General features: G+C 59.8%; 24 protein-coding genes and 3 pseudogenes. 8 read left to right on the top strand and 19 right to left on the bottom strand.

What is annotated here, in order from left to right; genetic code table 11:
* Positions 1-22 precede the first annotated feature (22 nt).
* From HJC04_RS22255 to HJC04_RS22290, 8 genes are all read right to left on the bottom strand, one after another.
* Positions 23-847 (bottom strand): MBL fold metallo-hydrolase, encoded by an 825-nt coding sequence (locus HJC04_RS22255; protein WP_221147167.1) that lies wholly within the window; start codon positions 845-847, stop codon positions 23-25.
* A 102-nt stretch (positions 848-949) separates the two neighbouring features.
* Positions 950-1978, bottom strand: coding sequence for a sugar phosphate isomerase/epimerase (locus HJC04_RS22260; protein ID WP_221147134.1), 1029 nt, complete (start codon positions 1976-1978; stop codon positions 950-952).
* Between the two features lie 127 nt (positions 1979-2105).
* Positions 2106-3044, bottom strand: coding sequence for a myo-inosose-2 dehydratase (gene iolE, locus HJC04_RS22265; RefSeq protein ID WP_210632143.1), 939 nt, complete (start codon positions 3042-3044; stop codon positions 2106-2108).
* 39 nt (positions 3045-3083) lie between these two features.
* A complete protein-coding gene (locus tag HJC04_RS22270; protein ID WP_210632144.1) occupies positions 3084-3575 on the bottom strand; it encodes a hypothetical protein in 492 nt (163 codons plus the stop codon).
* Positions 3572-4690 carry a ferritin-like protein gene (locus HJC04_RS22275; RefSeq protein ID WP_221147135.1) on the bottom strand — a complete coding sequence of 373 codons (1119 nt, stop codon included), beginning with the start codon at positions 4688-4690 and terminating at the stop codon, positions 3572-3574. Before HJC04_RS22275 ends, HJC04_RS22270 begins: the two co-directional genes overlap by 4 nt.
* Before the next feature lie 101 nt (positions 4691-4791).
* Positions 4792-6663 (bottom strand): FAD-dependent oxidoreductase, encoded by a 1872-nt coding sequence (locus tag HJC04_RS22280; RefSeq protein ID WP_221147136.1) that lies wholly within the window; start codon positions 6661-6663, stop codon positions 4792-4794.
* A gap of 94 nt (positions 6664-6757) precedes the next feature.
* Positions 6758-8191 (bottom strand): glycoside hydrolase family 15 protein, encoded by a 1434-nt coding sequence (locus HJC04_RS22285; protein WP_221147138.1) that lies wholly within the window; start codon positions 8189-8191, stop codon positions 6758-6760.
* A gap of 251 nt (positions 8192-8442) precedes the next feature.
* Positions 8443-8787 carry a helix-turn-helix domain-containing protein gene (locus tag HJC04_RS22290; protein WP_210632148.1) on the bottom strand — a complete coding sequence of 115 codons (345 nt, stop codon included), beginning with the start codon at positions 8785-8787 and terminating at the stop codon, positions 8443-8445.
* Positions 8788-8968: 181 nt separating this feature from the next.
* On the opposite strand from HJC04_RS22290, the gene HJC04_RS22295 reads away from it, so the two are divergent.
* Together HJC04_RS22295 and HJC04_RS22300 are read left to right on the top strand one after the other, a co-directional pair.
* Complete coding sequence (locus HJC04_RS22295; RefSeq protein WP_221147139.1) at positions 8969-9607, top strand: acyl-homoserine-lactone synthase; 639 nt, start codon at positions 8969-8971, stop codon at positions 9605-9607.
* 155 nt (positions 9608-9762) lie between these two features.
* Positions 9763-10488: a LuxR family transcriptional regulator gene (locus HJC04_RS22300; RefSeq protein ID WP_221147141.1), complete on the top strand. Its 726-nt coding sequence runs from the start codon at positions 9763-9765 to the stop codon at positions 10486-10488.
* Positions 10489-10505: 17 nt separating this feature from the next.
* On the opposite strand, the gene HJC04_RS22305 is transcribed toward HJC04_RS22300, so the two are convergent.
* The gene (locus tag HJC04_RS22305) at positions 10506-10970 is read right to left on the bottom strand and encodes an Lrp/AsnC family transcriptional regulator (protein ID WP_221147142.1); all 465 of its coding nucleotides are present in this window, start codon (positions 10968-10970) and stop codon (positions 10506-10508) included.
* A 124-nt stretch (positions 10971-11094) separates the two neighbouring features.
* Here HJC04_RS22305 and alr point away from each other — a divergent pair, with 124 nt between their 5' ends.
* From alr to HJC04_RS22320, 3 genes are all read left to right on the top strand, one after another.
* Positions 11095-12228: an alanine racemase gene (gene alr, locus HJC04_RS22310; protein WP_221147143.1), complete on the top strand. Its 1134-nt coding sequence runs from the start codon at positions 11095-11097 to the stop codon at positions 12226-12228.
* Positions 12229-12258: 30 nt separating this feature from the next.
* The gene (locus tag HJC04_RS22315; protein WP_221147144.1) at positions 12259-13527 is read left to right on the top strand and encodes a D-amino acid dehydrogenase; all 1269 of its coding nucleotides are present in this window, start codon (positions 12259-12261) and stop codon (positions 13525-13527) included.
* Positions 13528-13607: 80 nt separating this feature from the next.
* Positions 13608-14627, top strand: a complete 1020-nt coding sequence (locus HJC04_RS22320) for an AraC family transcriptional regulator (RefSeq protein WP_210632154.1) — start codon at positions 13608-13610, stop codon at positions 14625-14627.
* Positions 14628-14658: 31 nt separating this feature from the next.
* On the opposite strand, the pseudogene HJC04_RS22325 reads toward HJC04_RS22320, so the two are convergent.
* A pseudogene (locus HJC04_RS22325) lies at positions 14659-14940 on the bottom strand (amidohydrolase); the annotation flags it as partial.
* 86 nt (positions 14941-15026) lie between these two features.
* Between HJC04_RS22325 and HJC04_RS22330 the strand changes: the two are divergent.
* Positions 15027-15433: pseudogene (locus HJC04_RS22330) on the top strand (Lrp/AsnC family transcriptional regulator).
* Positions 15434-15481: 48 nt separating this feature from the next.
* Here the strand turns inward: HJC04_RS22330 and HJC04_RS22335 are convergent.
* Complete coding sequence (locus HJC04_RS22335) at positions 15482-16816, bottom strand: aspartate aminotransferase family protein (RefSeq protein ID WP_221147145.1); 1335 nt, start codon at positions 16814-16816, stop codon at positions 15482-15484.
* 140 nt (positions 16817-16956) lie between these two features.
* On the opposite strand from HJC04_RS22335, the gene HJC04_RS22340 reads away from it, so the two are divergent.
* Positions 16957-17505: a cupin domain-containing protein gene (locus HJC04_RS22340; protein ID WP_210632156.1), complete on the top strand. Its 549-nt coding sequence runs from the start codon at positions 16957-16959 to the stop codon at positions 17503-17505.
* Here the strand turns inward: HJC04_RS22340 and HJC04_RS22345 are convergent.
* Positions 17502-18338, bottom strand: a complete 837-nt coding sequence (locus HJC04_RS22345; protein ID WP_311044174.1) for a pyrroline-5-carboxylate reductase — start codon at positions 18336-18338, stop codon at positions 17502-17504. The genes HJC04_RS22340 and HJC04_RS22345 overlap by 4 nt on opposite strands.
* Before the next feature lie 305 nt (positions 18339-18643).
* On the opposite strand from HJC04_RS22345, the gene HJC04_RS22350 reads away from it, so the two are divergent.
* Positions 18644-19483 carry a hypothetical protein gene (locus HJC04_RS22350; protein WP_210632157.1) on the top strand — a complete coding sequence of 280 codons (840 nt, stop codon included), beginning with the start codon at positions 18644-18646 and terminating at the stop codon, positions 19481-19483.
* Between the two features lie 84 nt (positions 19484-19567).
* Here the strand turns inward: HJC04_RS22350 and HJC04_RS22355 are convergent.
* The 7 genes and pseudogenes from HJC04_RS22355 to HJC04_RS22385 all read right to left on the bottom strand — a co-directional run.
* A pseudogene (locus tag HJC04_RS22355) lies at positions 19568-19825 on the bottom strand (hypothetical protein); the annotation flags it as partial.
* A gap of 83 nt (positions 19826-19908) precedes the next feature.
* Positions 19909-20493, bottom strand: a complete 585-nt coding sequence (locus tag HJC04_RS22360) for a TadE/TadG family type IV pilus assembly protein (RefSeq protein WP_221147146.1) — start codon at positions 20491-20493, stop codon at positions 19909-19911.
* Between the two features lies 1 nt (position 20494).
* The gene (locus HJC04_RS22365; RefSeq protein ID WP_210632159.1) at positions 20495-21025 is read right to left on the bottom strand and encodes a TadE/TadG family type IV pilus assembly protein; all 531 of its coding nucleotides are present in this window, start codon (positions 21023-21025) and stop codon (positions 20495-20497) included.
* Positions 21022-22386 carry a TadE/TadG family type IV pilus assembly protein gene (locus HJC04_RS22370; protein WP_221147147.1) on the bottom strand — a complete coding sequence of 455 codons (1365 nt, stop codon included), beginning with the start codon at positions 22384-22386 and terminating at the stop codon, positions 21022-21024. The genes HJC04_RS22365 and HJC04_RS22370 overlap by 4 nt, the downstream gene beginning before the upstream one ends.
* 387 nt (positions 22387-22773) lie before the next feature.
* The gene (locus HJC04_RS22375; RefSeq protein ID WP_221147148.1) at positions 22774-23484 is read right to left on the bottom strand and encodes an RNA polymerase sigma factor; all 711 of its coding nucleotides are present in this window, start codon (positions 23482-23484) and stop codon (positions 22774-22776) included.
* A gap of 36 nt (positions 23485-23520) precedes the next feature.
* Complete coding sequence (locus HJC04_RS22380; RefSeq protein ID WP_210632162.1) at positions 23521-23841, bottom strand: cupredoxin family copper-binding protein; 321 nt, start codon at positions 23839-23841, stop codon at positions 23521-23523.
* 7 nt (positions 23842-23848) lie between these two features.
* Positions 23849-24370 carry a DUF4142 domain-containing protein gene (locus tag HJC04_RS22385; protein WP_221147149.1) on the bottom strand — a complete coding sequence of 174 codons (522 nt, stop codon included), beginning with the start codon at positions 24368-24370 and terminating at the stop codon, positions 23849-23851.
* Between the last annotated feature and the right edge of the window lie 79 nt (positions 24371-24449).

A 24449-nucleotide genomic window follows, 5' to 3' on the forward strand; every position in this document is an offset into this window, starting at 1 on the left:
TGTTGACGGAAATTGATCAATATTAGAACTCGCTCGCGTTATCGAATAAGCGCGGTATGTATATGTCGAATATTCCGGGGCATTTTCGCTCGGGAAATCTTTCCAGCAGGAAGCGCTTGAAAGCATCATTGGTGAGCCCGTTGCCGGCAGCCTCCATGGCGGCTGACAAATACTCTATATTTCTGGCAACTTCGTTCTTGTCGGCCGGAAAGCCGTGACCGGGAAGGAACAGGTCATAGTCGGACAGCAGCATGCCCTGCAAAATCCCGATCCAATGCTCCATGTATTTCGTCAGATAAAGGTGCGTTCCGCTGTAGATCAGGTCTTGCGCAGTAAAAACGCCCAGGTCCGGAAGACCTATGGTGAGGAGAAAATCGATCTCCGTATCGACGACTTTATCAAATACGTATCTGACTCCGTCGATGATCTCGTGGCCGGCGCGGACGGTGTTTTCAGGAATTACCAAGCTCTTCGGAACGAGGTTGCCCAGCTTCCAATGGTCGTTCAGGGACTTCTGCCCATGCTGCCTCAGGAATTCCTTCGTTTCCGGTAATGTATGAATTGGAATGTCGCTGAATGCGGCTCCCAGGCCGAACCAATGGTCAGGGTGCCTGTGCGACAGGTAAATCCGGTCGATTTCCTTGCCGATACTGTCGGCATACGCCCTGAATTGCAGCGCATAGGGGACGAGGAATTGCCCATCGACGAGAACAAGCTTGTTTCTGCTTTCGATGATGTGCGTTGCATTGGCGATGTTGTCATCCGTGAAAGCTGAAATGAAAGTATGAATGCGGACATCGCCTGCTCGCCTGACGATTTTGATGGGATCCGGCAATTGCGCCACCATAGGTATCTCCCTGATTGAAAGGTCGGTTGCTGCGGTTTGACGTTCGCCCGGCATGGCGGAGACGTTCCCAGGTTTGTTTCCAAAATGTGCGCCAGAGCGCCGTCACGGATGAGTTCGACGACCGTGGGACGCGATCTTTTCCTGCAATGTCATCAGGGCTGCGCGCGCAACGTCGTAGGCGCTGTCGACGCCCGCCTCTGGCGCGTCCTCGCCGGGCCGCCAGAATCGTCTGCGCGTCATTCGCATCGAGCTCTCGAAGGGGGGAATCGCGTTAAAGACTTCGACGAGATAAGGGCCGGAATAGACCGGCTCGATTTCATCCAGCATGATCTCCCAGGGAATCCAGCTATCTCTGACCGCGCCCCGGTCCGGCGCCGAGATATGAACGTAATTCAGCCGGCTTTGCTGTGCTGCCCGGGCGACATTTTTCCTGAAGATTGCCGGCCCCTGGCTTTCCATCACGACCTGAGCTGTATCGATCGTGACGCCACAGGCCGGAATATCGGCGCTTTCGAGAAAATCCAGCGCTTCCGAGACCATGGTCGGCCCGGGCGTTTCCCAATTCTTGACGGGTTCGATGGCGAGCTTCACCCTCTTCTCGGCAGAATATTGCGCCAATTCCCGGAAGATGGAGGCGGCCGCCGCATATCGTGGCGTCATCCAATCCTGAAGCGCGTCGCTCCAGATCCCTTCACCGTCATCCGTCAGAGGAAAGATGCCATAGGGGTACAGGAACGGCCCCGACATGATCGTATTCTCCCCGCCCAGCACCGAAGTAATGTCGACGCGGGATTTGAGATAGGACAAAGCCTGCTTGCGCTGTTCCTCGTAGGACGAGGTCGGATCGAAGGTTCGCGTGGTCCCCACATTGGTAGTGAATTTCACATCCCGGAAGCCTGCCCGATCGAACGCTCGTCTGAGGCTGATATAGCTTTCAACCTCAGCATGATGACTGACATGGGCCGGTCCAGGGGCGATATGCACATCGAAGCCGGTGTAGCCGATCTCGGTAAGAGCTTTCAGATGTCTGACGAGAACCTGGGTATAGCCCGCGTCATTCGGCCTCAGATCGGCTGTAAACATAAAGAAGCTGAAATATATATCTCGTCTGCGTGCCTCTTCCATCTTCATCACTCCAGCTGTGGCTATCCAGTAATGCGTGGTTCAGGATGACGTCTCGCCCGGCATTGTGATGAGGCGAGATCCGTCCCGCCTCCCTCACATTGCCATCGGGCTGAAACAAGCGGTCCGCGCCGGGCTACCATCCAAGCAGCTTGCGCAGATATTCGCGGCCCATTTTCGCGTATTGCAGCGGATTGGCCTTGGCCGGGTCCTGCTCTGCCTCGACGCAGATCCACCCGGCGAAATCCGCCTCGGCCAACGCATCGAGAATTTCCGGAAAGGTCTCTATGGAGCCGTCGCCCGGCACGGTGAAGATCCCCGCCTCGATCCCTTGCTGGAAGGACAATCCGCTGTTGTGAATCCTCGTAACCACCTCGGCGCGAATGTCTTTCAGGTGAACATGCTTGATGCGGTGGCCGTATTTTCTGGCCAGCGCCAGCGGATCGACACCGGCAGCCGCCTGGTGCGCGGTGTCGAGAAGCATATTGACCAGGCGAGGATCCGTCTCATCCATGAGCCGGTGGATCGCTTCCGTCTTCATCACCCCCGTTCCGAGATGCGGGTGATAGCAGAGCCGGCGGTTACGGGCCCTGGCTTTCTCTCCCGCTGCGTGCAGGCCTTCGATCAGCTGTTTCCACTGGTCCTCGGAGAATTCGGGGCAATTCGGAAACAGTGCGACCGGAAGCGGATTGACCGCTCCGCCAAATTCGGCGACGACGAGATCGGCCCTGCGCGGATCGTCGCTGCCGCCTTCCATCGCTTCGAGGAAGTCGAGCTGAGCATCGACGCTTTCAAGCGTGTGACGGTTCATCGCCTTGATGGTGAAGTAGGTGCTCACCCAAGGCTCGGAAATCCGCAATCCCCTGAGTTCGAGGGCAGGCCGCAAGATTTTCGGATCCGTCGGATATTTATGGCCGACGCCGCATCCGACATAGCCGGCGAGCGCCATTTCACTCAGTGCCTGCTCGTAGGGGATGCCGATGTCGATGTTGATAAAATCGTCATTCCACCAGAGCGTGGGGATGACACCGAGCCAGACCTTGGCGGGCGTCAGTCGATGCAGATATGTCGTCATGGCAATGATCCAGTTCTTTGAAGACAAGCGGACGTGACGTCAGGTCAGGTTTTGGAAATCGAGAGCCGGAGAAAAAGCCGGAATCTTCGGCGGAAAGGCCCAGGAGCCGAAACCTTGCCCCTTGGCGCCTGCAGGGTGGGCTCCGATCGCCTTCCAGAGCAGACCCTCGACATAGGCATCGGGAGAAACGACGAAGGTGATATTCGCAGGCCTGGGGCCAAAGCGCTCCGTCCAGGCGGAGGACAGCTCGAACCAGGTGCCGGAATACCAGAGCTTGATCAGCGCGCGGGCCACGTCTCCGAGCAATTCATGACCCAGAATGGTCGTGCGCACTGCCTGGATACGGGCCTCACTTTCCGGCGGTGGCAGGGCGGTGAAAGCGGCCAGCAGCGCGTCGGTGATCTCGCCGCCGACTACCTTGTCGAGCGTGGCGAGATAGCTTTCCGCCAGGCCGGTTCCCAGAAGATCGAAGTGGGAAAAGGCCGTCAATTCCGCGGAAAGACCCAGAAATGGCTCGAAACGGCTGGTCATGCGTTCACCTCCGCCTGCCGGGTGACGGCTGGCTGTTTGATACCGCCGGGGATCTCATAGGTGGGGCTGCCGTTCTTGCCGGGATGCTTCGGCAGCGGATTGCGGATGAGTTCGAGGATCATGTTGCGGAATTCGAACATCATCGGAACGGCCTCCAGCAGCAGGCTGGGTTGGCCGTTATAGGCTCGCGTCAAAAGCTGGAGAAATTCGCCATAGCGGGTGTTGAAGGCGATCGCCGCCTCACGCAGTTCCGAACCCTCGAATATGTCCGCCACTTTCAGGTTCTCTTTTATGGGATAGGCGCCCTCCCAATCGACCTGCAAGTGCGGACCCGTGGGGTGGCCGGGCTGGTCGCCCTTCTGGTAATAGCGGCCTTTGACCAGTTCCTCGAAACGATAGTAATGAGCCAGTTCGTGGTCGTCATCGTCATAGATACCGCCACCGTCGCCCTCGCCCTGTTCGATGATGAGCTCGATGGCTTCCAAGGCGCTTTTCAGATCGGTCACGGGAAACAGCTCGCCGCCGCCGGAGTAATAATATTCCGAGGTGATTTGGCGCGACCTGTCGCCGGTAAAGATGGTTGTGCCCGCCCCATGCGCTTCGGCTTCCAGGTATTTGATGCCTTCCTCGATAGTGGAGTAGAACTCGCCGATACTGTAGAAATGGAAGTCCTCATGTCTCGGATGGCTGCCAAGCGCGGTGATACCGGGCGGAGTTTTGCGGTATATCAGGCCCTTGCCGATAAGATGTTCAGGACGCCGGGCCGGCCGCTCGATTTTCAGGAAGGCCGCCAGCGCCTCACGGCCGAAAGCCTGGATGCCGACCTTGAAATCGGTCTCACCGTCCGGCAGGGCGGCGGGATAGCTGGCTACGAAGTCCGGCCTGACAAGATCCGGCTTGCCGCCGATGGCATTCAGAATATTGGCCGCGATCGTCAGATGCAGCATTTCTTCCACGACGATCACACGCAGAACCTGGGTTGCATCCTGGTTGACGCCAGGCTTGATCGAGTAAAGCGCCGTCAGATACGGCGGAATCGTCGCATGCTCGAGCTGCATCGCCCGGAAGAGAAACTCTTTCAGCTCGTCGAGCGTCTTGATACTGTAGGAATCCATGCTCATGCTCCATGAAAGATAAGTTGGGTGCACCGGCCGGCTTCGTGTCGCTCGCATCGAACCCATCGGTTCGGTCCCGCAATGGATATGCCGGCCTTCATTCAATGCAGAGACTTCAGAATGTTGCGACCGCTTCGGAAGCACATGGCAGCCAGCGTCAAGGTGACATTGGCGGTGCCGATCGTCGGCATGCTGCCGCCCCCCACGAGATACAGATTCTCGTGGTCCCAGCTGCGCTGGTTCTTGTCCACGACGGAATTGGTCCTCGTCGTTCCCATGATATGGGTGCCGGCCAGATGATTGCCGCCGCGAATCGCATAGCCTTGTCCCTCATAGGCCACATAGCCGAAATCGCTGGGATCGTAGCGGGTGTGATCCTGCGCGCCCAGGCGGGTAAAGATGGTGCGCGCAAACTGGCGGCCATAGGCCGCACCCTTCATGGTGTATTCCGGAACCGTGAAGGACAGGATGGGCCGCATGTTGCCCAGAGCATCGGTATATTGCGGATCCACCGTGATGCGGTTGCTTTCGACGGGCATGACCTCGATCATGAATGCGAGCAGCAACTGCCGCGAGACCCGGTCGATCATGCCGCGCCGAAGATCGGCCCCATAGAGGTTGCGGTCATCGACCAGTTCGAGAAGGTCGGAGGTCGGCGCACCCGTGGCCCAACCCCAGCCGTCATTATGGATATCGATGGCGAAGGCGGCTTGCCTTTCGCGGAAAGGGCCGTCCCGCAGGTCGACGATACCGCCCGTCGAACTTGTTCCGCGCATCGTGCCGCAGATTTCCGGCATCAGCGCCCAGTTCAGCAGATAGGCGTGGTCCATCAGATTGCGTCCGACAAGACCGCTGGTGCTGCGCAGGCCGGAGGCCAGCATAAGACGCGCCGTTTCGATGGCGCCTGCCGCAAGCACGAAAACCTTGCCCTTCACGGTGATGGTCTCGTGGGCCGGTGAGGCCGGGTCCTTGTAAATCTTGACCTCGAGAGAGCGGACTTTCCCGTTATCCGGATCGATGTTGACTTTGGATGCGACCGCCTGCGGCAACAGTTCGACAAGCCGCTCGCCCCTTTCCCCGCTTACCGCGAACGCCTTGGCAAGCGTCTTGCCGGAGTGGTAGCGCGCTTGCACGGGACAGAGCGGTACGCAGTTGGTGTTGCCCTGGCAGCGACCGCCCTCTTCGACCTGATGCGTATCGACCGCGCCGATTGGACGGTAGCCCTTCCCACCGTCATAGGCCGGGTTTGGTATGCCATTGCGCCCCTGGGGGTAGGGCCTGACCTTCAGGGGATAGGTCTTGTCGTAAAGTTCGACGCTGGTGCCCTCGATGCCCTTGTTGACCTGCTGATCCAGATAGGAAAGCGGCAGGCCGCGCATGGGAAAGACATAGTCGTCCGGGAAGGTCTGCCCGAGATATTGCTGATCTTCGACATTCGCGGATACGCCGATTTCCCGCTCGGCCAGGCGGTAATCCTCCTCGACTTCCTCAAAGCTCAGCGGCCAGTCCAGCCCCTGGCCGAACAGCGTGCGCGTTTTAAAATCCGAGCGAAGCAGACGGGGCGTTTTCGCCTCCCAGTGCATAGTCGTTCCGCCGAAAATACGGGTATATGTCGTATCGCTGACATAAGGGCCGGATTGAACGATATAGTTCGAGCTATCGGTTTCCCCCGCCTGCAGCTTGCGAAGCTGCGGGCTGCGGGGGATGGCCGCGTTCGCATTCAGCGGAAAGGGCGACTGGTTGTCCTTGGAGGCTGCCGAATAAAAGGTCGTCAGCAGATTGTGATAGCCTGCCAGAGTGGTATTGGCACCGGTTCCGGCTTCCAGGACAAGGACACGCTTGCCCGCTTCCGCAGCCTGCTTGGCAATGATTGCTCCGGAAACGCCGCTGCCGACGATCACGATATCGTAGTCATCAGACTCTGCGACGGTTTTGGCATCGGCTCTTATCGCCGATTCGAGGGGAAAAAGCACTTTGGTTCTCCATTAGTCCCGGAAGCCGCATCAGGCTTTGCGGATCATGCGTTCTGAACTCAATCGAGATTTCAGGCCGGACGGCCTGAAATCGTCATGATCTCGGGCCGCGGGAGTTTCGGGGTTTGGACTTGGCGGCGGGGGCGGCGGCAGAGCGGGCTCTGACTGCGGAGAGAAAGGAGGCATAGCTCCAGGTCAGATTCCGGACGCTTTTCTCGTAGCCGACGGTACCATCGAACTGTTCGCTCAGCTCATAATGATCGCTGTGATAGACGATGGCGCGCAGCATGGCGTCAGACGAAGCCCGCAGGGCAGCCGACGCGTCGGCGGCGCTGCTGGATGCGCCAAGTTCCAGCTCCGCGAAGAAGGGTTCGGAGAACTGATCGAGGGGGATGGCGCCGCTGGCATCGATGGCATTGGCAAGCCGATATTGAAACTCGGCGAAGTTGGCGGTGCACAGAGCCCAGGGATGCCCGCCGACCACTGGAGCCGCCACATCGCCATCGTAATGGTCGCCTGGATAACGCCCGAAGAGTGGTCCGAGCCCTTTGGCCGCGTCGGCGCCATTGACCGGGTAATAGTTCGAAGACGAAGGATCGGCCCACTGACGCCGCAGGATGGCCGCCGTTGCCAGAAGCTTGGTATCGGTCGGCTCGATCCCGCCGTAGCAAACCGAAGAGACGATATCGATGTTCGCGTCATAACCGGCTTGCTCCGCGGCAGCATCCAGAATGCTCACATAGAGCTGCCCGTTCCAGTGGGTGGCCAGCTGGCTTTCCAGCCATGAGATGGCATCGGCCACCCCGGCAGGCACCGCAATGCCGATCGTGTTTGTGGAAATCTCCCGGAAGAAGCGCAGCTGTACGGCTCGTGCAAAAAACGAATAGCCTTCATATTCCTCCCAGAGATTTGTGGTCTTGTTCTGGTAAACGTCGAGAAGATAAGCGAGATTGGCTTCGACCAATTGTTTGGCGGTCGCCTGGGTGGCGCCATCCAGCTGATCGAACAAGGTCAGGATCGCGATCGACTGAATGGCCGGCCCGTCATTCTGCTCCGACCACGGGCGAACCTCGCCGGTGATGGTGAAGCAGGCGTGGCCAAGTGTGACGGTCGCGGAATTCTTCGCATTTGCCTGGCAGAGCGCCGCGAAGTTCACATAGTCGACCAAGCTCGGCAAAACTCCGCCCGGAACGGGCAGCAATCCGGCTAGCGCGATCTCGATGGCCGTAATGGCCCCGTCGCGGACCCAGTTGAACACGTAGTCCTGGTCGACACCTGGCGTGTTCGCAGGGTAGGAGGGGGCGGCGATGACGCAGCCGGGGGCCGAAAAGACGCCCGGCGATGTGGGATCCTCGATGACATAGCCATCGCTTGTGATGTTGCGCATCATCAGAAGAGAAAAATAGCGCGACAATGCGATCAGATCTGTCTGCGCGAAGGCAGGCCGCGGTTTGACCATAGGCGCATTGGCGCCGATATGGGCCGGGTTCGCACCCGTCATGGACTGACTCCAAAGCGCAACTGTCATTTGACGGACTCCAAAATCGGTTGAGACTTGCCGGACCAGATCGAGGAAATATTCCGGACCCGGATGAGAGAAATATTGCGGTCGAATGGGCGTTGAGAGTGAACACAAGGTCTCTGCGGAGGGCAGGGTGGTTGGCCGTCTGCCCTCGCTGCAATTGCACCTTTAACTGGAAAGATCGTTGATATTTTGTTTTTTAGCAACCTGAACGTGTTAACTTCAGGTCAAAAAATCCCAGAGAATTGCGCTTGGCTTTACGGGTGCTCCGGCGGGATGGATTCGACCAGCCCAACGAGATTGGACCGTGTTGCCGCTGACCGGTTGCGCAACGCCAGAATCATTTGCAATTCCGTGGGGGAGATCGCGCTGTTCCTATGCCAGTCCATCGTGCCGCGCCCGAGCAGCAGCCAGTCGAGGGAGACGTCCAGCAGGTCGGCGAGCGCGCAGGCGCTTTCCAGCGAGGTATGACCGCCATTCTGCCAGCGCGAGACGGCGGCGACGGATACGTCGAGTTCGGCCGCCAGGGCGTGAACTTTCCGGAACTTGCCCCGGGATATCGCCTCTCGAATACGTCTGCCGCGTGCAATGTCGTGGGTCATCAAGAATCCTCCCGCTGGTTGCGTTAAAATTGGCAATAACCAAGAGCTTTCGATTACGAATATCAGAAACTTCTTATGGAAGGGGAAGGCAAAACCAAGCACCGGTCAATCTGGTGAAATATCCAGATTGCTCCCGCTCGGCCTCCTGTTGTGAAACGTCAGCACATCAGGAGGGACGGATATGTTGCGGATACTCACCAAAGACATGCTCGATACCGATCGACGTGCTTTCGATGAAATGTTTCGGGCTCGCGCCGCCGTTTTTCGCGATCGACTGGGATGGCAGGTCGATGTCCGGGATCAATGGGAGAGGGACCGATACGACGAGGCCGAGGATCCCGTCTATCTCGTCACGCACCAACCTTCCGGCACGCTGACAGGTTCGCTGCGACTGCTGCCGACCACTGGAGCGACGATGCTCAAAAGCGAGTTCCGGCATTTCTTCGATCAGCCCATCGACGTCGATAGCCCGACGACCTGGGAATGTACCCGCTTTTGCCTCCATCCGCATGCCGGGCAATTGGAGCAATCGCGCGCAGTTGCCACGGAGTTGCTCTCAGGGCTTTGCGATCTTGCGCTCGACACCGGTATCGAGAGCATTGTCGGCGTCTATGACGTTGCGATGATTGCTGTGTACCGCAGGATCGGTTGGAGGCCGACGGCGCTTGCCCGATCCCGGCCGGAGATCGGTAAGCTGTATGTTGGCCTATGGGATGTGACGGCGGAGAATTGTCGGACACTTCGTGCCAACCTGTCCCAACTTCTGGAGCAAGCCTCTCCCAATCCTGCCGGAGCCCTTGTCGATGCCGGCATGCGGTAAGCCCAGTCGCTATCCCGCCGCTCTGTAATGGAATCGTCAGTCTTTAACCTGTTCTTCATGTCGCGCCGCGGCTGTTAGAAAATATGCTGTTCTCGGCATCCGCGAAATGTTACCAATGCGAGCAGTTGGAAAATTAGACAACCACGAGTCCACTCATGCTGAGCAGTTCTCGTTTTTTCTACTGTCTGGAGCGGATCTCCGCATCGCCGACATTGCAGGATCTGGAAACAGCGCTGGACGAAGTCCGCCATATCTATGCGATCTCGCACATGGTTCTGCATGTGACCCGTTTCGCAGGGGCGGCGCCGGCCAATCCATTGCTGATGCTGACCTATCCGCCCGAATGGGTGAAACAATATCTTGCCCGGGATTATTTCAGCATCGATCCCGTCGTGCGCCTCGGCCGGCGCGGCTTCCTGCCCGTGGAATGGTCGGCGTCTAAATGGGATACAGGCCGGGCGCACGGCTTCTTCAAGGAGGCGATGGCCTTCGGCGTCGGCCGGCAGGGCGTGACCCTCCCGGTGCGGGGCCCGCAAGGTGAGCGATCGCTGTTTACAGTCACCTCCAATCACCCCGATGCTTACTGGCGGCAGTTCCGCATCGACAGCATGCGCGACCTCCAGTATCTCGCCCATCACCTTCACGACCGGGCAATGGTCTTGTCGGGCATGCGCGCGGTTGCGGATTTTCCACAACTGTCGCGCCGCGAGGTGCAATGCCTTGAGATGACGGCCAATGGCCTTCTGGCAAAGCAGATCGGCGCCCGATTGTCCATTTCGCTCAGCGCGGTGCAGCTCTATCTCGCCTCGGCGCGCCGGAAGCTGACTGTCGCGACAACGAGCGAAGCGGTCGCCAAGGCGATTGCGCTCGAACTGATATAAGCCTGTCCGGTCCCTGCTCAGCGTTTGCCTCTGCCGCGCGTCGCCAGGACATTGCGGATCGAGAAGCTGGAGTGAATCCTGAGGACGCCTGGCAAGGCCGATAATATTTCCTTGTGGATCCGTTCGAACTCGCCGGCATTGGCGACTTCCACGCGCAGCAGGTAGTCGGATCCACCCGTCATCAGGAAACATTCGCGGATTTCCGGATGGCGGCGGACGGCCGCCTCAAAACGGTCGAGATAGTCCTCCGTCTGCCGTTCGAGAGTGATGTTGATGATGACGGCAATCATCGCATCCGCATTGCTCAAATCGAGAAGCGCCGTATAGCCGCGGATCACGCCCGTCTTTTCCATGATCTTGATGCGTCTGAGGCAAGCAGACGGCGACAGGCCGACCTCGACGGCAAGCTTGGCATTGCTCATCCGGGCGTCGAGGCGCAGGAGCCTGAGGATGTTGCGATCTGTGATGTCAAGGGCGGGCATGATCGATTATTCCAAATTTTCACCGATCATGCGCATAAGATGCAATGGATGCAATAATCAATGACAAATTGACCTGCAATATCGTTTATTCTTTCATACACTGCAGGGAAACAAGAGGGTGAACATGGACAGCGATATTTTGGTTTCGCATGCACATACTGCCGCGACCATGCAGGGGGCTACAGGCTACCTGACGGTCGATCTTGCTGCGCTCGGCCGCAATTATCGCAAGCTGGTGTCGATGCTGGCGCCGGTTCGTGCGGGCGCCGTCGTCAAGGCCGATGCCTATGGACTCGGCGCGGAACGGGTGGCGAAAACGCTCTACGGCAAAGATTGCCGGCATTTCTTCGTTGCTCAATTCGTCGAGGCGGCGAGGCTCCGGCCGGTGCTTGCGCAGGACGCCCAGATTTTCGTGCTGAACGGCCTGCAGCCGGGTAATGAAATTGCCTGCGCCGAAATGGATATTGTCCCTGTTCTGAATTCGCTTGCCCAGTGGCAGCAATGGTCGGCGGCGGCGCGCGTGCTGAAGCGCTGCCTGCCGGCCGTCCTGCAATTCGACACCGGCATGTCGCGGCTGGGCTTTCCCCCGGAGGAAAGGGCGGAGCTGGCGACAGCCCTTCGCAATGGCACCAATATCGAAGTCCTGTTCATCATGAGCCATCTGGCTTCGGCCGATGAGACCGATGGCGAGCAGAATGGCGACCAGCTGGCAGAAATGTCCTGCATCGCCGACGAATTTCCAGGCTTCGACATCTCCTTCGCCAATTCCGGCGGCGTCTTCCTCGGCGAAGCCTATCATGGCGTGCTCGCCCGGCCGGGCATCGCGCTTTATGGCGGCGCTGCGAGCGCCGGCGCGCCGAACCTGATGGAGCCGGTCGTCAGCCTCGATGTCGCCGTCGTGCAGACGCGGACCGTATCACCGGGCACGAAGGTTGGTTACGGCGGCGCGCATGTCGCGCAACGGGAAATGTGTCTTGCCACCATTGCCGCCGGCTATGCCGACGGCCTGCCGCGCTGCCTCAGCGACCGCGGCGCCGTCTATTACAAGGGCACGCGCCTGCCGATCGTCGGCCGCGTTTCGATGGACAGCATCACGGTGGATATATCGGCGCTGCCCGAAGGCGCGCTGACGCTCGGCAGTCTTGTCGAGGTGCTCGGGCAGCATCAGACGCTTGAGGATATTGCGCGCGATGCCGACACCATATCTTATGAAATCCTGACCGGTCTCGGCGATCGGTATCACAGGCAATATCGCTGAGAGCCGGCTGGCTTCATTCTTGGGGACATCATGAAAGTCATCGTTCTGGGTGCCGGCATCGTCGGCGTCACATCCGCCTATCAGCTGGCCAAGGCAGGCCATGAGGTTACCGTCGTCGACCGGCAATCGGGGCCGGCGCTGGAGACGAGCTTTGCCAATGCCGGCGAAGTCTCCTTCGGCTATTGCTCGCCATGGGCGGCACCCGGCATTCCGATGAAGGCAATGAAATGGCTGTTCATGAAACATGCGCCGCTCATCCTGCGGCCGAAATTGGACATGGCCATGCTATCATGGATGGCGAGGATGCTGTCGAACTGCAGCTCCGAGCGCTACGCGATCAACAAAAGCCGCATGCTGCGCCTTGCCGATTACAGCCGCATTGCGCTCGCCGAGCTTCGCTCAGAAACCGGCATCACCTATGACGAACGCATGCAGGGAACCCTGCAGCTGTTCCGCTCGCAGCAGCAGCTCGATGCTTCGGCCAAGGACGTCAAGGCGCTGGCCGCCGACGGCATTCCCTATGAACTGCTGGACCGCGACGGCTGCATTCGCGTCGAACCGGCGCTCAGGCACGTACGCGACAAGATCGTCGGCGGGTTGCTGACGCCCAAGGACGAAACCGGCGACTGCTTCAAGTTCACCAATGCGCTCGCCGCCAAAGCCGAGGCGCTCGGTGTGCGTTTCGCCTATGGGACGACGATCAAGGCGCTGGATGTCGAGGGAGGCCGCGTGCGCGGGATTGTCACCGCTCCTGATCCCGTTCGGGACCGCGAGCGGATCAGTGCCGAGGCTGTGGTGGTCGCGCTGGGCAGTTACTCGCCGCTGCTGCTGAAGCCCTTTGGTATCCGCCTGCCGGTCTATCCGGTCAAAGGCTACTCGCTCACCATCCCGATTAACGATGCGTCACGCGCGCCGGAATCGACCGTGATGGACGAAACCTACAAGATCGCGATCACTCGGCTCGGCGACCGCATCCGCGTCGGCGGCATGGCCGAAATATCAGGCTATACCAATGATCTCGGTCTCGCTCGCCGCAGCACGCTCGAACATTCCGTCACCGACCTCTTCCCCGGCGGTGATGTTTCCAGGGCTTCCTTCTGGTCCGGCCTCCGCCCGATGACGCCGGACGGCACGCCGGTCATCGGCCCGACCAAGGTCGCCGGCCTGTTCCTCAATACCGGTCACGGCACGCTCGGCTGGACCATGAGCACCGGTTCGGCCCGGCTGATCGGCGATCTCGTCAGCAACCGTTCGCCCGAAATCGACGCCAAGGACCTGGCAATCAGCCGATACGGCTGACGCGAAATGGACGACAGGAGGAATGAACGATATGGTACAAATTGCCTGTCACTCGCGGGCATCACCGTAGGAGGTCACGAATGTCCGTTAGCCCCGATCGGCATGCACCAGGCAGCGTGGTCCAATCGTCGGCCGTATCGAATGTGTCGTTTCGGGCAACGGTGCAGAACGGAACCGACGCGGATGAGCTCGCGGAAGCACTGTCGACGCCGACATCCACAATAAGGGTCTCGACCGAAGGCACGATGCCCATCGCGTATCGCTGCAATTTCATCTCGATGGAAGATGTAAGCGTGGCCGATTGCTCTTATGAAGGCTCGATTTCCAGCAGGCGAGACGGGGTCGCTGATAGATTGGCTGTGTTCCTGCCGACGCAGGGGATGATGTTGTTCGGCGGCAAGCGGGAGCCGATATATTCGCTACCCGGTCGCGGGGTGATCCTGGAACAGGGCGCCGTCAAGGGAACAAGGATCATCGGCCCCCGCCGTCATTTCTGCCTTTTCATCGATCGCGCCAAGATCGCCGCGCAGCTCACCCATATGTGCGAGCGGACGATCAGCGGCGATATCGGCTTCCATACCGACATCGATCTGACGGCCGGTCCGGGATTCCTCCTGCAGCAACTCGTCTCGAACCTCCACAGCGGTCTCACTGGCAACGGCTTGCTGCAGCGCTCACCACTGGCCGTAAAATCGCTCTGCGATGCGGCGGTTTACCTGCTTCTGGAGACATGTCCCCATCACTATTCGGAGGAGTTGGCGCGTGCCGCTCCGCTCCCGGCCCCGCGCCATGTGAAATGGGCCATGGATTTCATGCAGGAACACATCGCCGAACCGATCTCCCTCAGCGAAATCGCCGTGGCGGCCAAGGTAAGCGTTCGGACTTTGCAGCAGGGCTTCCGTCAGTTCAGGAACACCACTCCAATCGCCTATCTGCATGAAATCAGAATGATTGCCGCCCATCGCGAGCTGCTGGAATCAGACGGAACCCAGGCCATCGCCGAAATCGCGCTGAGATGGGGGTTCACCCATCTCGGGCGATTTGCAGCCGACTACAGGAAGCGCTTCGGCCAGTTGCCGTCGCAGACCGCAAAGCGCTAGGGCGCCGACGCGCTAACCACGGCCGGGATTCATCCCGCGCGACGGCAAGCGCTTCCTCGGTCAAGCCAGGGTCGTTCGCCAGAGGGACGAACTCCCTGGTGTAGAGGACCTCTGTGCCCTCGGCGATTATCCGCATCTGCCTTTCGATCGTCTCGCTGATCTCGGAGCGGAAGCTGCGGGCATCGCCGAGAATGCGGGCGACGCCGGGAAGCGCATTGCGCGTGCCGTCGGTGATCAGTTCGGTAACCGAGACGACGCCGATATCGGCCGGGTCGAGTCGCCTGGAGACGATGGTCTGCAGGTTGGTCACCACCAGCCGGCCATTTGAACAAGCGCGTTCAGCCATCGCCTCTCGATGCCTTCGATCGCAAGATTCTCGCCGTTCTCCAGCGGGACAATATGACCCCGCAGCGCACGACCGGCGATGCGGTGAACCTGTCCGCGCCCGCCGTTCAGCGCCGGATCAAGCGGATGCGGGAGGAAGGGGTGATCCGGCCGGACGTCTCGGTCGTCGCGCCGGAGGCAGTCGGGCAGTCCATCACGATCTTCGTCGAGGTGGAGGTGATCAGGGAAACTGCGATCAGATCGAGCGGGCGAAGACGGAGTTCGCAGCCGCGCCGGAAATCCAGCAATGCTATTACGTCACCGGCGAAGCCGATTTCATTCTTGTCATCGTCGTGCTGTCGATGGCCGATTACGAGGCGCTCACCCGGCGGCTCTTCTTCGGCAACAGCAACGTCAAGCGCTTCCGCACCTTTGTTGCGATGGACCGGGTCAAAGTCGGGCTTGGCGTGCCCCTGGAGTAAGCCGATGCGGTGGCCGGTTCGCCACCGCATCGGCAGGAAGCGGTGGGATTATGCCGCGCGCTTCAGTGCATCGCCGATCGTCGAGACGATCGTGTCGATCTGGTCTTTCTCGACGATCAGCGGTGGAGAAAGCGCGATGATATCGCCGGTCACACGGATCAGCAGGCCCTTCTTGAAGCAATCGACGAAGACGTCGTAGGCGCGGGTTCCCGGTGCCCCGTCACGCGGAGCGAGTTCCACTGCGCCGACCAGTCCGAGATTGCGGATGTCGACGACACTGGGCAGGCCCGTCAGCGAATGGAGAGCGTCCTGCCAATATTCGGCCAAGTCGGATGCACGCGTCAGCAGCCCTTCTTCCTCGTAGATTTCGAGGGTTGCGAGTCCCGCGGCGCAAGCGACCGGATGGCCGGAATAGGTATAGCCGTGGAAGAGTTCGATCGCATTGTCAGGTCCGATCATCAGCCCGTCATGGACTTTACGGCTGGCAAAGACCGCGCCCATCGGGATCGCGCCGTTGGTCAGGCCCTTTGCCGTGGTGACCAGGTCAGGCACGACGCCGAAGTAATCCACCGCGAAAGGCGTGCCGAGACGGCCGAAGCCGGTGATGACCTCGTCGAAGATCAGCAGGATGCCGTGCTTGTCGGCGGTCGCGCGCAGCTTCTCCAGATAACCCTTCGGCGGCAGGATAACGCCTGCCGATCCCGCCATCGGCTCGACGATGACAGCGGCGATGGTTTCGGCACCGTGCAACTGCACCAGGCGTTCGAGATCGTCGGCCAGTTCCACGCCATGGGCGGGAAGCCCCTTCGAAAACGCGTTGCGCTCGACGTCGAGCGTGTGGCGCATGTGGTCGGCCGGTATCTGCGGGAAGACCCGCCGATTATTGACGAGACCGCCAACGGAAATGCCGCCGAAGCCGACGCCGTGATAGCCCTTCTCGCGACCGATGATGCGCGTGCGTGTGCCCTGGCCGATCGCGCGCTGATAGGCGATGGCGATCTTCAGAGCCGTATCGACCGATTCCGAGCCCGAGCCGGTGAAAAAGACCCGGTCGAGATTGGCGTCAGCCCCGCCCGGCGCGGTTGCCGCGAGCTTCGCGGCGAAATCGAAGGCGATCGGATGCCCCATCTGGAAGGTCGGGGCATAGTCGAGGGTGGCAAGCTGCCGCTCGACCGCCTGGGCGATCTTCTTGCGGCCGTGGCCGGCGTTGCAGCACCAGAGCCCGGCCGTGCCGTCCAGCACCCGGTTTCCATCGACGTCGGTGTAATACATTCCTTCCGCAGTGGCCAAAAGCCGTGGCGTGGCCTTGAACTGCCGGTTCGCCGTGAATGGCATCCAGAAATTTTCGAGTACGGGCGCGTTCGTCTTGTTCAGCTGATCCATTCTGGCCTCCTTGGGATGGACCGAGAATGATGATTTCTCCTTTACGAACAAGTCCTTTTCTGTGTCCGCGCAAGCTGTTGAAATATATTGGTTCATCTGACATATTTTAGCTATTCTGGACAACGCAAACGGACCGCATCATGTCAGTCGACATCGGCAGCCGCCTTCGCCATCTCCGCATCGCCCACAAGCTTTCCCAGCGTGAGCTCGCCAAACGCACCGGTGTGCCGAACTCGACGATCTCGCTGATCGAATCGAACGCCTCCAATCCCTCGGTTGGAGCCCTGAAGCGAATTCTCGACGGCATCCCGATCGGGCTGGCGGAATTCTTCGCCTTCGAACCCGAACGTCCAAAAAAGGCTTTCTACGCGGCCGAGGAACTGGTGGAGATCGGCAAGGGTGCCATTTCCTACAAGCAGGTTGGCGAAACCTTGTTCGGGCGCAGCCTGCAGATGCTCAAGGAGTGCTACCAGCCGGGCGCCGACACCGGAAAAATTCCTCTTGTCCACGAGGGAGAGGAGGGCGGGATCGTGCTCTCGGGAAGGCTCGAGGTCACGGTCGACGACGAACGGCGCGTGCTGGGGCCTGGTGACGCCTACTATTTCGAAAGCCGGCGCCCACACCGGTTCCGCTGCGTCGGGCCGGTGGCCTGCGAAGTCATCAGCGCCTGCACGCCGCCTACTTTTTAGTTTCTGCCCTCGATGCGAGCGAGCACGCCGTCGAGCGCTTCGGTCAGCGCCGCGATGCCGCCCTTTTTCTCGAAGTCGGACAGAACCTGCTCGTTCAGCCCGCCCCTGGTTGCGAATTCGCGGCTCAGTGTGCTGAAGGGCTCAGCGCCCGGGCCGCTCGCCTTTTGCGCCAGGCTTGCGAAGAGCGGGGCAATGTAGGCGTGGCCTTTCGCCCTTTCGAGGCCGCTCCTTTCCAGCCAGCCGGCAACCGTTTCCATGATCCCAAAATAGGTCGACATCATCGAACTTGCGGCTGCGAGTAGATCGTATTGCTTCCTCGACTGGCATTGGACGGCGGCACCGAGCGTGTCGAACAGCGCTGCGACCGTATTATCAGGCGGGTAGATGGCGGTCACGCCTTGGCGAGCTGCGACGAAGGGCAGGGGGATCGCCTGCACGAGATGCACGTCGGCGCCGATCCAGTCGATGAGAGCCTGGCGCTCCGTCGCCGCGACGACGCTGACGACTGTCTGCCCGGCCCTGAACGACAGTTCCCGCACGACCTCCTCGGCGATCTGCGGTCGTATCGCCAGGAACACCGTGTCGCTGCGATCGACGACGTCCTGGTTGTCCTTGGCGATCCTCACGGCGGCGAATTCGCCTGCCAGCGTTTCCGCAATGTGGGCGCTTCGCGGAGAGACGTGAATCTGCGAGGCATAGGCCGGCTCAGCGAGGAGCCCGCGAACCATCGCCTCGGTGATGACGCCGGTTCCGACGAATCCGATGCTGTTGACCTGGTAATGTCCTTCGAGCCCGTTCCGCGAATTCGCTTCATTTTCGGTTCTTTGAGACACTTAAGTCCCTTTCTCTCGACCTGGTATCCATTGCGCCAGAAAAACAGCTTGCAGGCAAATTTAATTTTTTCACGTGATCTTGTCGACGCTGCCCCCGACCGGCGGATGGAACCAGCGCATCGCCCAAGAAAGGACGGCCCGATTAAAGGTGGCAGACGATGACGATCCCTACCCTGAAGGCTCTGCTCAAGAGGATATCTGGGATTGAATAGCACGACGTATAGTCGCGAGATCCGCTTTCGTTTCGGGTGTCATTTGTTTACAAGCGGAAGCTGTAAAGATTCGGCCGAACGGAGGCATCGCTCTTGCATATCCTGCGTCGCGCGCTGTTGGGGTCCCTATGGGCCATGGTTGGCTGGAAACCTTCTTTCGCTATCGACACCAGTCCGGAGACAATCGCCCAGGAGGAGGCGTCGTCGGTGACACCCCGGCATGTCCTCTGTTTTCTCGGGAGAGATCGCGACCTCAGCCGCTTGTCCGAAGCGGCGGCCAAAGCGATCCGTGATTTCGCCACCGGCTTCAGCGTCGATGAGGATTATTCGCAGGCGGAGCCGGATGACCGAATGAGCCGGTCATTCGATGTCTGCTGGGATCGGGTCGAACCCGATGCCTGGAACGAGACGGACGAGAAAGCCGTCGCCGATCATCAATCCGTCCTCTATGTCCTCGGGCCGAGCATGACGCAGGCAGACACCATCAAGGTGTCGATGACGGCTCTGCGTCTCGTCGAGCAGCTGATTGACGCGGGAGCGGTTGCCGTCAAGGGCGAAAGCGCCGGTATCGCACATGGGCTCGATCGATGGAGAGTACTGATCGGCCAAGGCGCCGAAGCGCAGAAAGCCGGCGATCCGCTCGCCCAGCAGCGCGTCGGCCGCCTGGCCTTTGCCAAGAGGCCGCTCTCGGCGCGCGGTTATCTGGAAAGCGTCGGCTTCCATCTCGTGGGGCTGCCGGAGGTCTATGTGCCGGAGACGGCCGGTAGCGAAAGGCAGGTCGTTGCCATCATGGATGCAGTTGCCGGGGAGATCGGCAAGCAGGGTCTCGATGCGACGCTCAAGGCACGGGGCGCAAGCCTCTCCTTCGATTCCACCTATGACGTGGATGAGTTCAAGTTCAATCCCTACGGCATCGTCAAGCTCGCCGGGTGAGCCGGCTCGATCTCGCGGTTATCGGCCTGCGACAGGGCGAAGCGCTGGATCGCCGTTGCAGTGACGCGCTCATATGAAAGTCATTCAATCGTTCTGCTGTTCCAATGTCTTGACAAGCTCTCCATAATGGCGCGCTGGTCCCGCATTCTTCTCGGCCCCAAATTTGGCGCTGACCAGCCGCGCCGCCTCGGCCGCGATACGAAAGGCGTCTATCCTATCCTGCGGATCGGGATCGGCTTGCCCGCCGATGTCGCCATGAAAACGGCCGGCCCTGTATCCATCGGCGAGATCGATGCCCCCGACCTCGGGAATCCCGTCCTTCATCTTGCCTAAGAAGGCAGGTCAAGCCGGCGAGCAATGCATCATTGTCGACGTGACGGCAAGCGACCGGGAATCTCATAATCCACCGATCACGAACATACAGTCTAGTTGTAACTGATCGTGTCGCTGACTCTCGGGCGATTGAAGAAATGGTGGTCGAAGCTGTAGCCGTTCTGCCCGGTGAAGTTCGAGAAAAATGCCGATACCGGTGTCGTCAAGGTGTATTGCACCCGCGTCAGCACCACCTGGACGCCTGTCTCCTGGATCTTCGCCGGTATGTCGATCGCGCTTGCCGTCCCGGAAGCAAGCGACGCGGTGTTGAACGCGGCGGACCAGTTGACCGTCGCTTTGCCGCTGTTGTCGACGTCATTGACCGTGACCGTGATTGTCAGCCCGGTGGTCTCATAGGGCTGCAGGATGAAGCTCGCGCCGGAAAGAAGCTTGGTGACGTCGGTCTTCGTCCAGGTGCTCTGCTGCGCGATCATGTCGCCTGTGCTGGAGGCGATCTCGTCTATTTTGCGGCTGACGGTGAGGGCATGGCCGAGATCGACGGTGCCGAACAGCAGCACGATCAGGATCGGCAGCACCAATGCGAATTCCACGCCCGAAGCGGCCGTGCGGTCGCATGCGAGGCGGCCGGTGCAGGATCGGGCGAGACCGAGAAGGATGAGGTTCCGTTTCGTGATCATGTCAGAAAGGTTCATTGCGAAACAGAGCGGAGGATCCGAGGAGATAGCGGCCGTCCGAAAGCTTGGCGCTCGACAGGCTGAAGAAGTTGACGGTGGCCTCCCAGGGCAGGAATGCCTGCACGAGGATGTAGTCGCTGCCCTTGCCGATATCATAGGTCTGGGTGACGGCGAGATTTCCGCTGTCGTCGATCGGATCGGCGCGGGTGGCGGAGGACAGGTCGGAAAGCACGCTGACCTTGACGACGAGGCCGCTCGAGCAACTGAAGGACAGAAGCATGTCGTCGCAAATCTTGCTCTTGAAAGTGGCCAGTGTGATCTTCGATGACGCCACCTCGCCGGTGCGGATCATCCGGGAGATTTTATGAACGGAAGCGTCCAGCGAGGAGTTGACGAAGAACATCAGCGACACTTCGATAATGCCGAAGATCATGATGAAGAGCGGCAGGGCCAGGATCGCAAATTCGATCGCAGCCACCCCCTTGCGATCGCCGAGCAGGCGGCGAAGCAATGCAAAGCGGTTTCTTGCGGTCATTGGGTCAGCCGGACGGAAGAGAGATATTGAGTGAAGAGCGTCGACAGGCCCGCCGTGATTTCCGTCGACGATGATGCCGGTATGAACAGGCTCTTCGACGATGCGCAGTCGGCAAGCGCGTAGGGAATATAATCGCGTCTCGTAATGCTGGTCGACACGCCGCTGTCCATGGTGCCGCCCCAGGTGTTCTTCCAGTTGGCGCTCGCCATGGTCGAGCCGACGGTTGCGTTATAGCCCCAGTCCGAAGTGAGCGGCAGGTATTCGGTATAGAGCACGGCCATCGTATTGGATTGGTTCTTCAGATAGCCGCACCAGTCGGGATTAAGAGGCGCCACCTTGTTCCAGTAGGATCCGGAGATTGCCTTCCCGCTCTTCCAGACCACTCCGTTGGTCACCCATTCGCGTTTGGACTGGACACCGTCCGTCAGCAGCAGAACCAGTTTGAGCGGAGAGCTCGAGGAGGTTCCGTCCCCTCCGGCGCCGACTTTCTGTTTGAGCGTCGATAGCGAAACGTCGAAATAAGTGGCGGCCTTCGAGGTCGCGCTGGTGAGGCCGTAGCTGGCGTCCGCGAGGCGGGTCCGCGCCGTATCCGTGCTCAGCGTCGGTGCCAGAACCTCTGAAAGCGTATCCCCGAGGCTGTAAAGCCCGACCTTGATACGTTCATGATTCTCGTCGGATTCGTCGATCATGTCGAGCACTTCGCGTACGGCGTCGCCGGCGACATCGGCGCGCAGCTTTATTCCCTTTTCCTTGCTGTAGTCATAGTTGGTGGCGTATGTCTTTTTGCCGATAGTGTGCGCATCACCCGTGTGGCAGGCAAACTGGCATCCGATACCGGAATACATGGTCGACTGGCCGGACGTCGTCGCCGCCAGCAGCATCGACGGCGATGTGTCGATGACGATATAGACATTGAGATAGGACGTGGCGGGGCCCTTGACGGCGCTTGCCACGCTGACGGGAACGGTCTCGATGTTGGCGATCTTCATGAATGTCGTCGGAACGGTGCCGCTCGCCGTCGCCGTGATGTTGTGGTTCACGGTATCGATGTCGATATCAGCAAGCGTGTAGCTGTTGTCCACCTGCGCATGGAACCAGTCGGCAACCTTCTCCTTGAGAGCGTCGGTATCCTCGGTGTTGTTGATCTGCTTGACCGCGGCGATCAGGGCCGCGTCGAGATCGCTCTGCATCCTCTGCCGGACATTGTAGCTGCGAATATAGTCGAAGCTCGCGCCGACGGCGATGAGCATTGGCACGAGGCTGAGCGCGACGACGATGGCGACGTTACCGCCTCTGTCCCTTTCGAGACTGCGGAGGGCGCTCGTAATTCGAGCAAGCGCATATGAAAGAGCCGACTTCAAAACACACCATGACGCAAGACAAAAAATAGCAAAAGCAAGATGTATCTGGAAAACTTGAGCGTTTGTTAATTTCTCCGTTCGCGATAGAAGATGCGTTGCCGGCTCGCTGTTTGCTGCGCTTATCGGATATGTTTGCGAATTGTGGATATCGCCGCGCTGTCGGCGCGCGGGGTGAGCCTTCTCGGCGCCGCTTCAGCAGGTCGCAGGCGTCTTTTGAGCTTCTGCGATGACATATTCCTGTTACAGCAGAGCCGTGCCCAAGGCGGAAATCATCGTGCTTCGGCGGCACCCTTCAGTTGGCGACTCCAGCCCCAACGAGAGGTGGCGTCGCGGGTAATCGCGCCCGTCACCTGCTGCGTCGAAGCAAACGCGTGCTGTTGTCGGAACTCACGATGTCTGACGAAGAACTGCGATGACGCGGTCGCCCATTGAGGCGCAACGGGCGCCGTCGAAGGGGAACAGGGCCGCAAATGCGCCCGAGAGCTGTTTCTCGATCGACTGGCGCATCGCCTTCCGCGCCCGATGCAGCCTGGTCTTGGCGGTTTCGGGTTTGATGCCAAGATAGGATGCGGCCTCCTCCGTGCTCATGCCCTCGACATCCCGCAGCACGAAGATGGCGCGAAATTCGTCGGGAAGCTCGTCGACGGCCTGTTCGAGAAGATGCCGCGCCTGGCTTCGCGAAAGCTCGCTTTCCGGGTCGGTCGCGGAGAGCGAGGAGGGGAACTGGAGGACTTCGCCGCCCCCCGATGTCGTCTGCATGTCGATTTCCTCAAGCCCGGCGGTGTTCTTTCGGCTGCGTACGCGGCCCAGCGCCTCGTTGAGCGCAATCCGCGTCAGCCATGTCGAAAGCTCGGACTCGCCGCGGAATGTCGCGAGATTGGTGAAGGCCTTGACATAGGCGGCCTGCACGACCTCTTCGGCTTCCCAATCGCTGCGGATAATGGCGCGCGCCGTGCGGAACAGGCGCTGATTGTACCGCTGGACGATGACGCGGATGGCGGGTTCGTCGCCCTGCCTCGCAAGGGGCACGAGTTCGACATCGGGGAGCGCTGATATATTCTGCCGGCGTCGCGCGACCGGAACCGCAATGGCTGTCATGCAAATCTCCGCATTGCTTTGGATCGGAGCCCGGCCTTACGGCCGGACGTCCAGTTCGCCCGTCATGGCGGGATGAAAGCGGCAATAGAAATCGACCGCTCCCGCCCGGTTGACCGTCATCCGCGCCTCCGATTTCGGCGGCAGGTCGACATCGAAGCTCTTGTCGCGAGCCGTCGCTGTATGCCGGAATATATCATCGTTTCGCCAGACGATCACATCGCCGACATGCAGCTCGTTAGGCGGCACCCCGAATTTCATGCCCGCGATCGTGACCTGATATTCCGCCGCTGAGGCGACCCCGCTGCTTGCCCAGAGCTGCGCCAACAACAGCGGCAGCAGTTTCATCAGCGATCCCATCGCGACCCTACTTGATCATCGAAGCGAGATGCTCGGCATGCGTCTGGTGTTGCTTGAACAGGGTCAGGCCCGTTTCCAGCAGCGATTTCAGCTCCTTGTTCTGAGCTGAGGGGATCAGCACCTTGGCAAGGGCATCGTTGACTGACTTGTGATAAGCGACTTCGTTTTCGACATAGGCCTTGTCGAAGGCTGCACCGTCGAGGGCGTCAAGCGTCTTCAGTTCCTTGCTCGCCTGGGTCGAGAGCGATTGGCTGATCTTGTTGTCCTCAGGCGTCACCTTCAGCTTTTTGACGAGGGCGAGCGCCTGGTCGTTGACGGCCTTGTGGTCCCGCTCCATGGTTTTGGCGAATTCGATAACCTCGGCATTCTTGCTCTTCTTCAACGCCTGCGCGGCGGCGGTGACATCGATCTGCCCCGCCGTATAGGCGATGTGGGCGATCTGAGGATCGGTCGGCTTGGCGTCGGCGGCGATCGAGGCGGTGCCGAGCGATGCCGCGATGAAGGTTGCGCCGAGAATTCGTTTGAACATGATCTGTCTCCTTTGTCGGATGGAAGCGAGCATTGGATGCAGATCGATCGAAAAGGTTCCCGGAAATTTTCGAAGCGCT

This window comes from Rhizobium sp. NLR8a (genome assembly GCF_019685235.1).
In the GTDB taxonomy this organism is placed as follows: Bacteria; Pseudomonadota; Alphaproteobacteria; order Rhizobiales; family Rhizobiaceae; genus Rhizobium.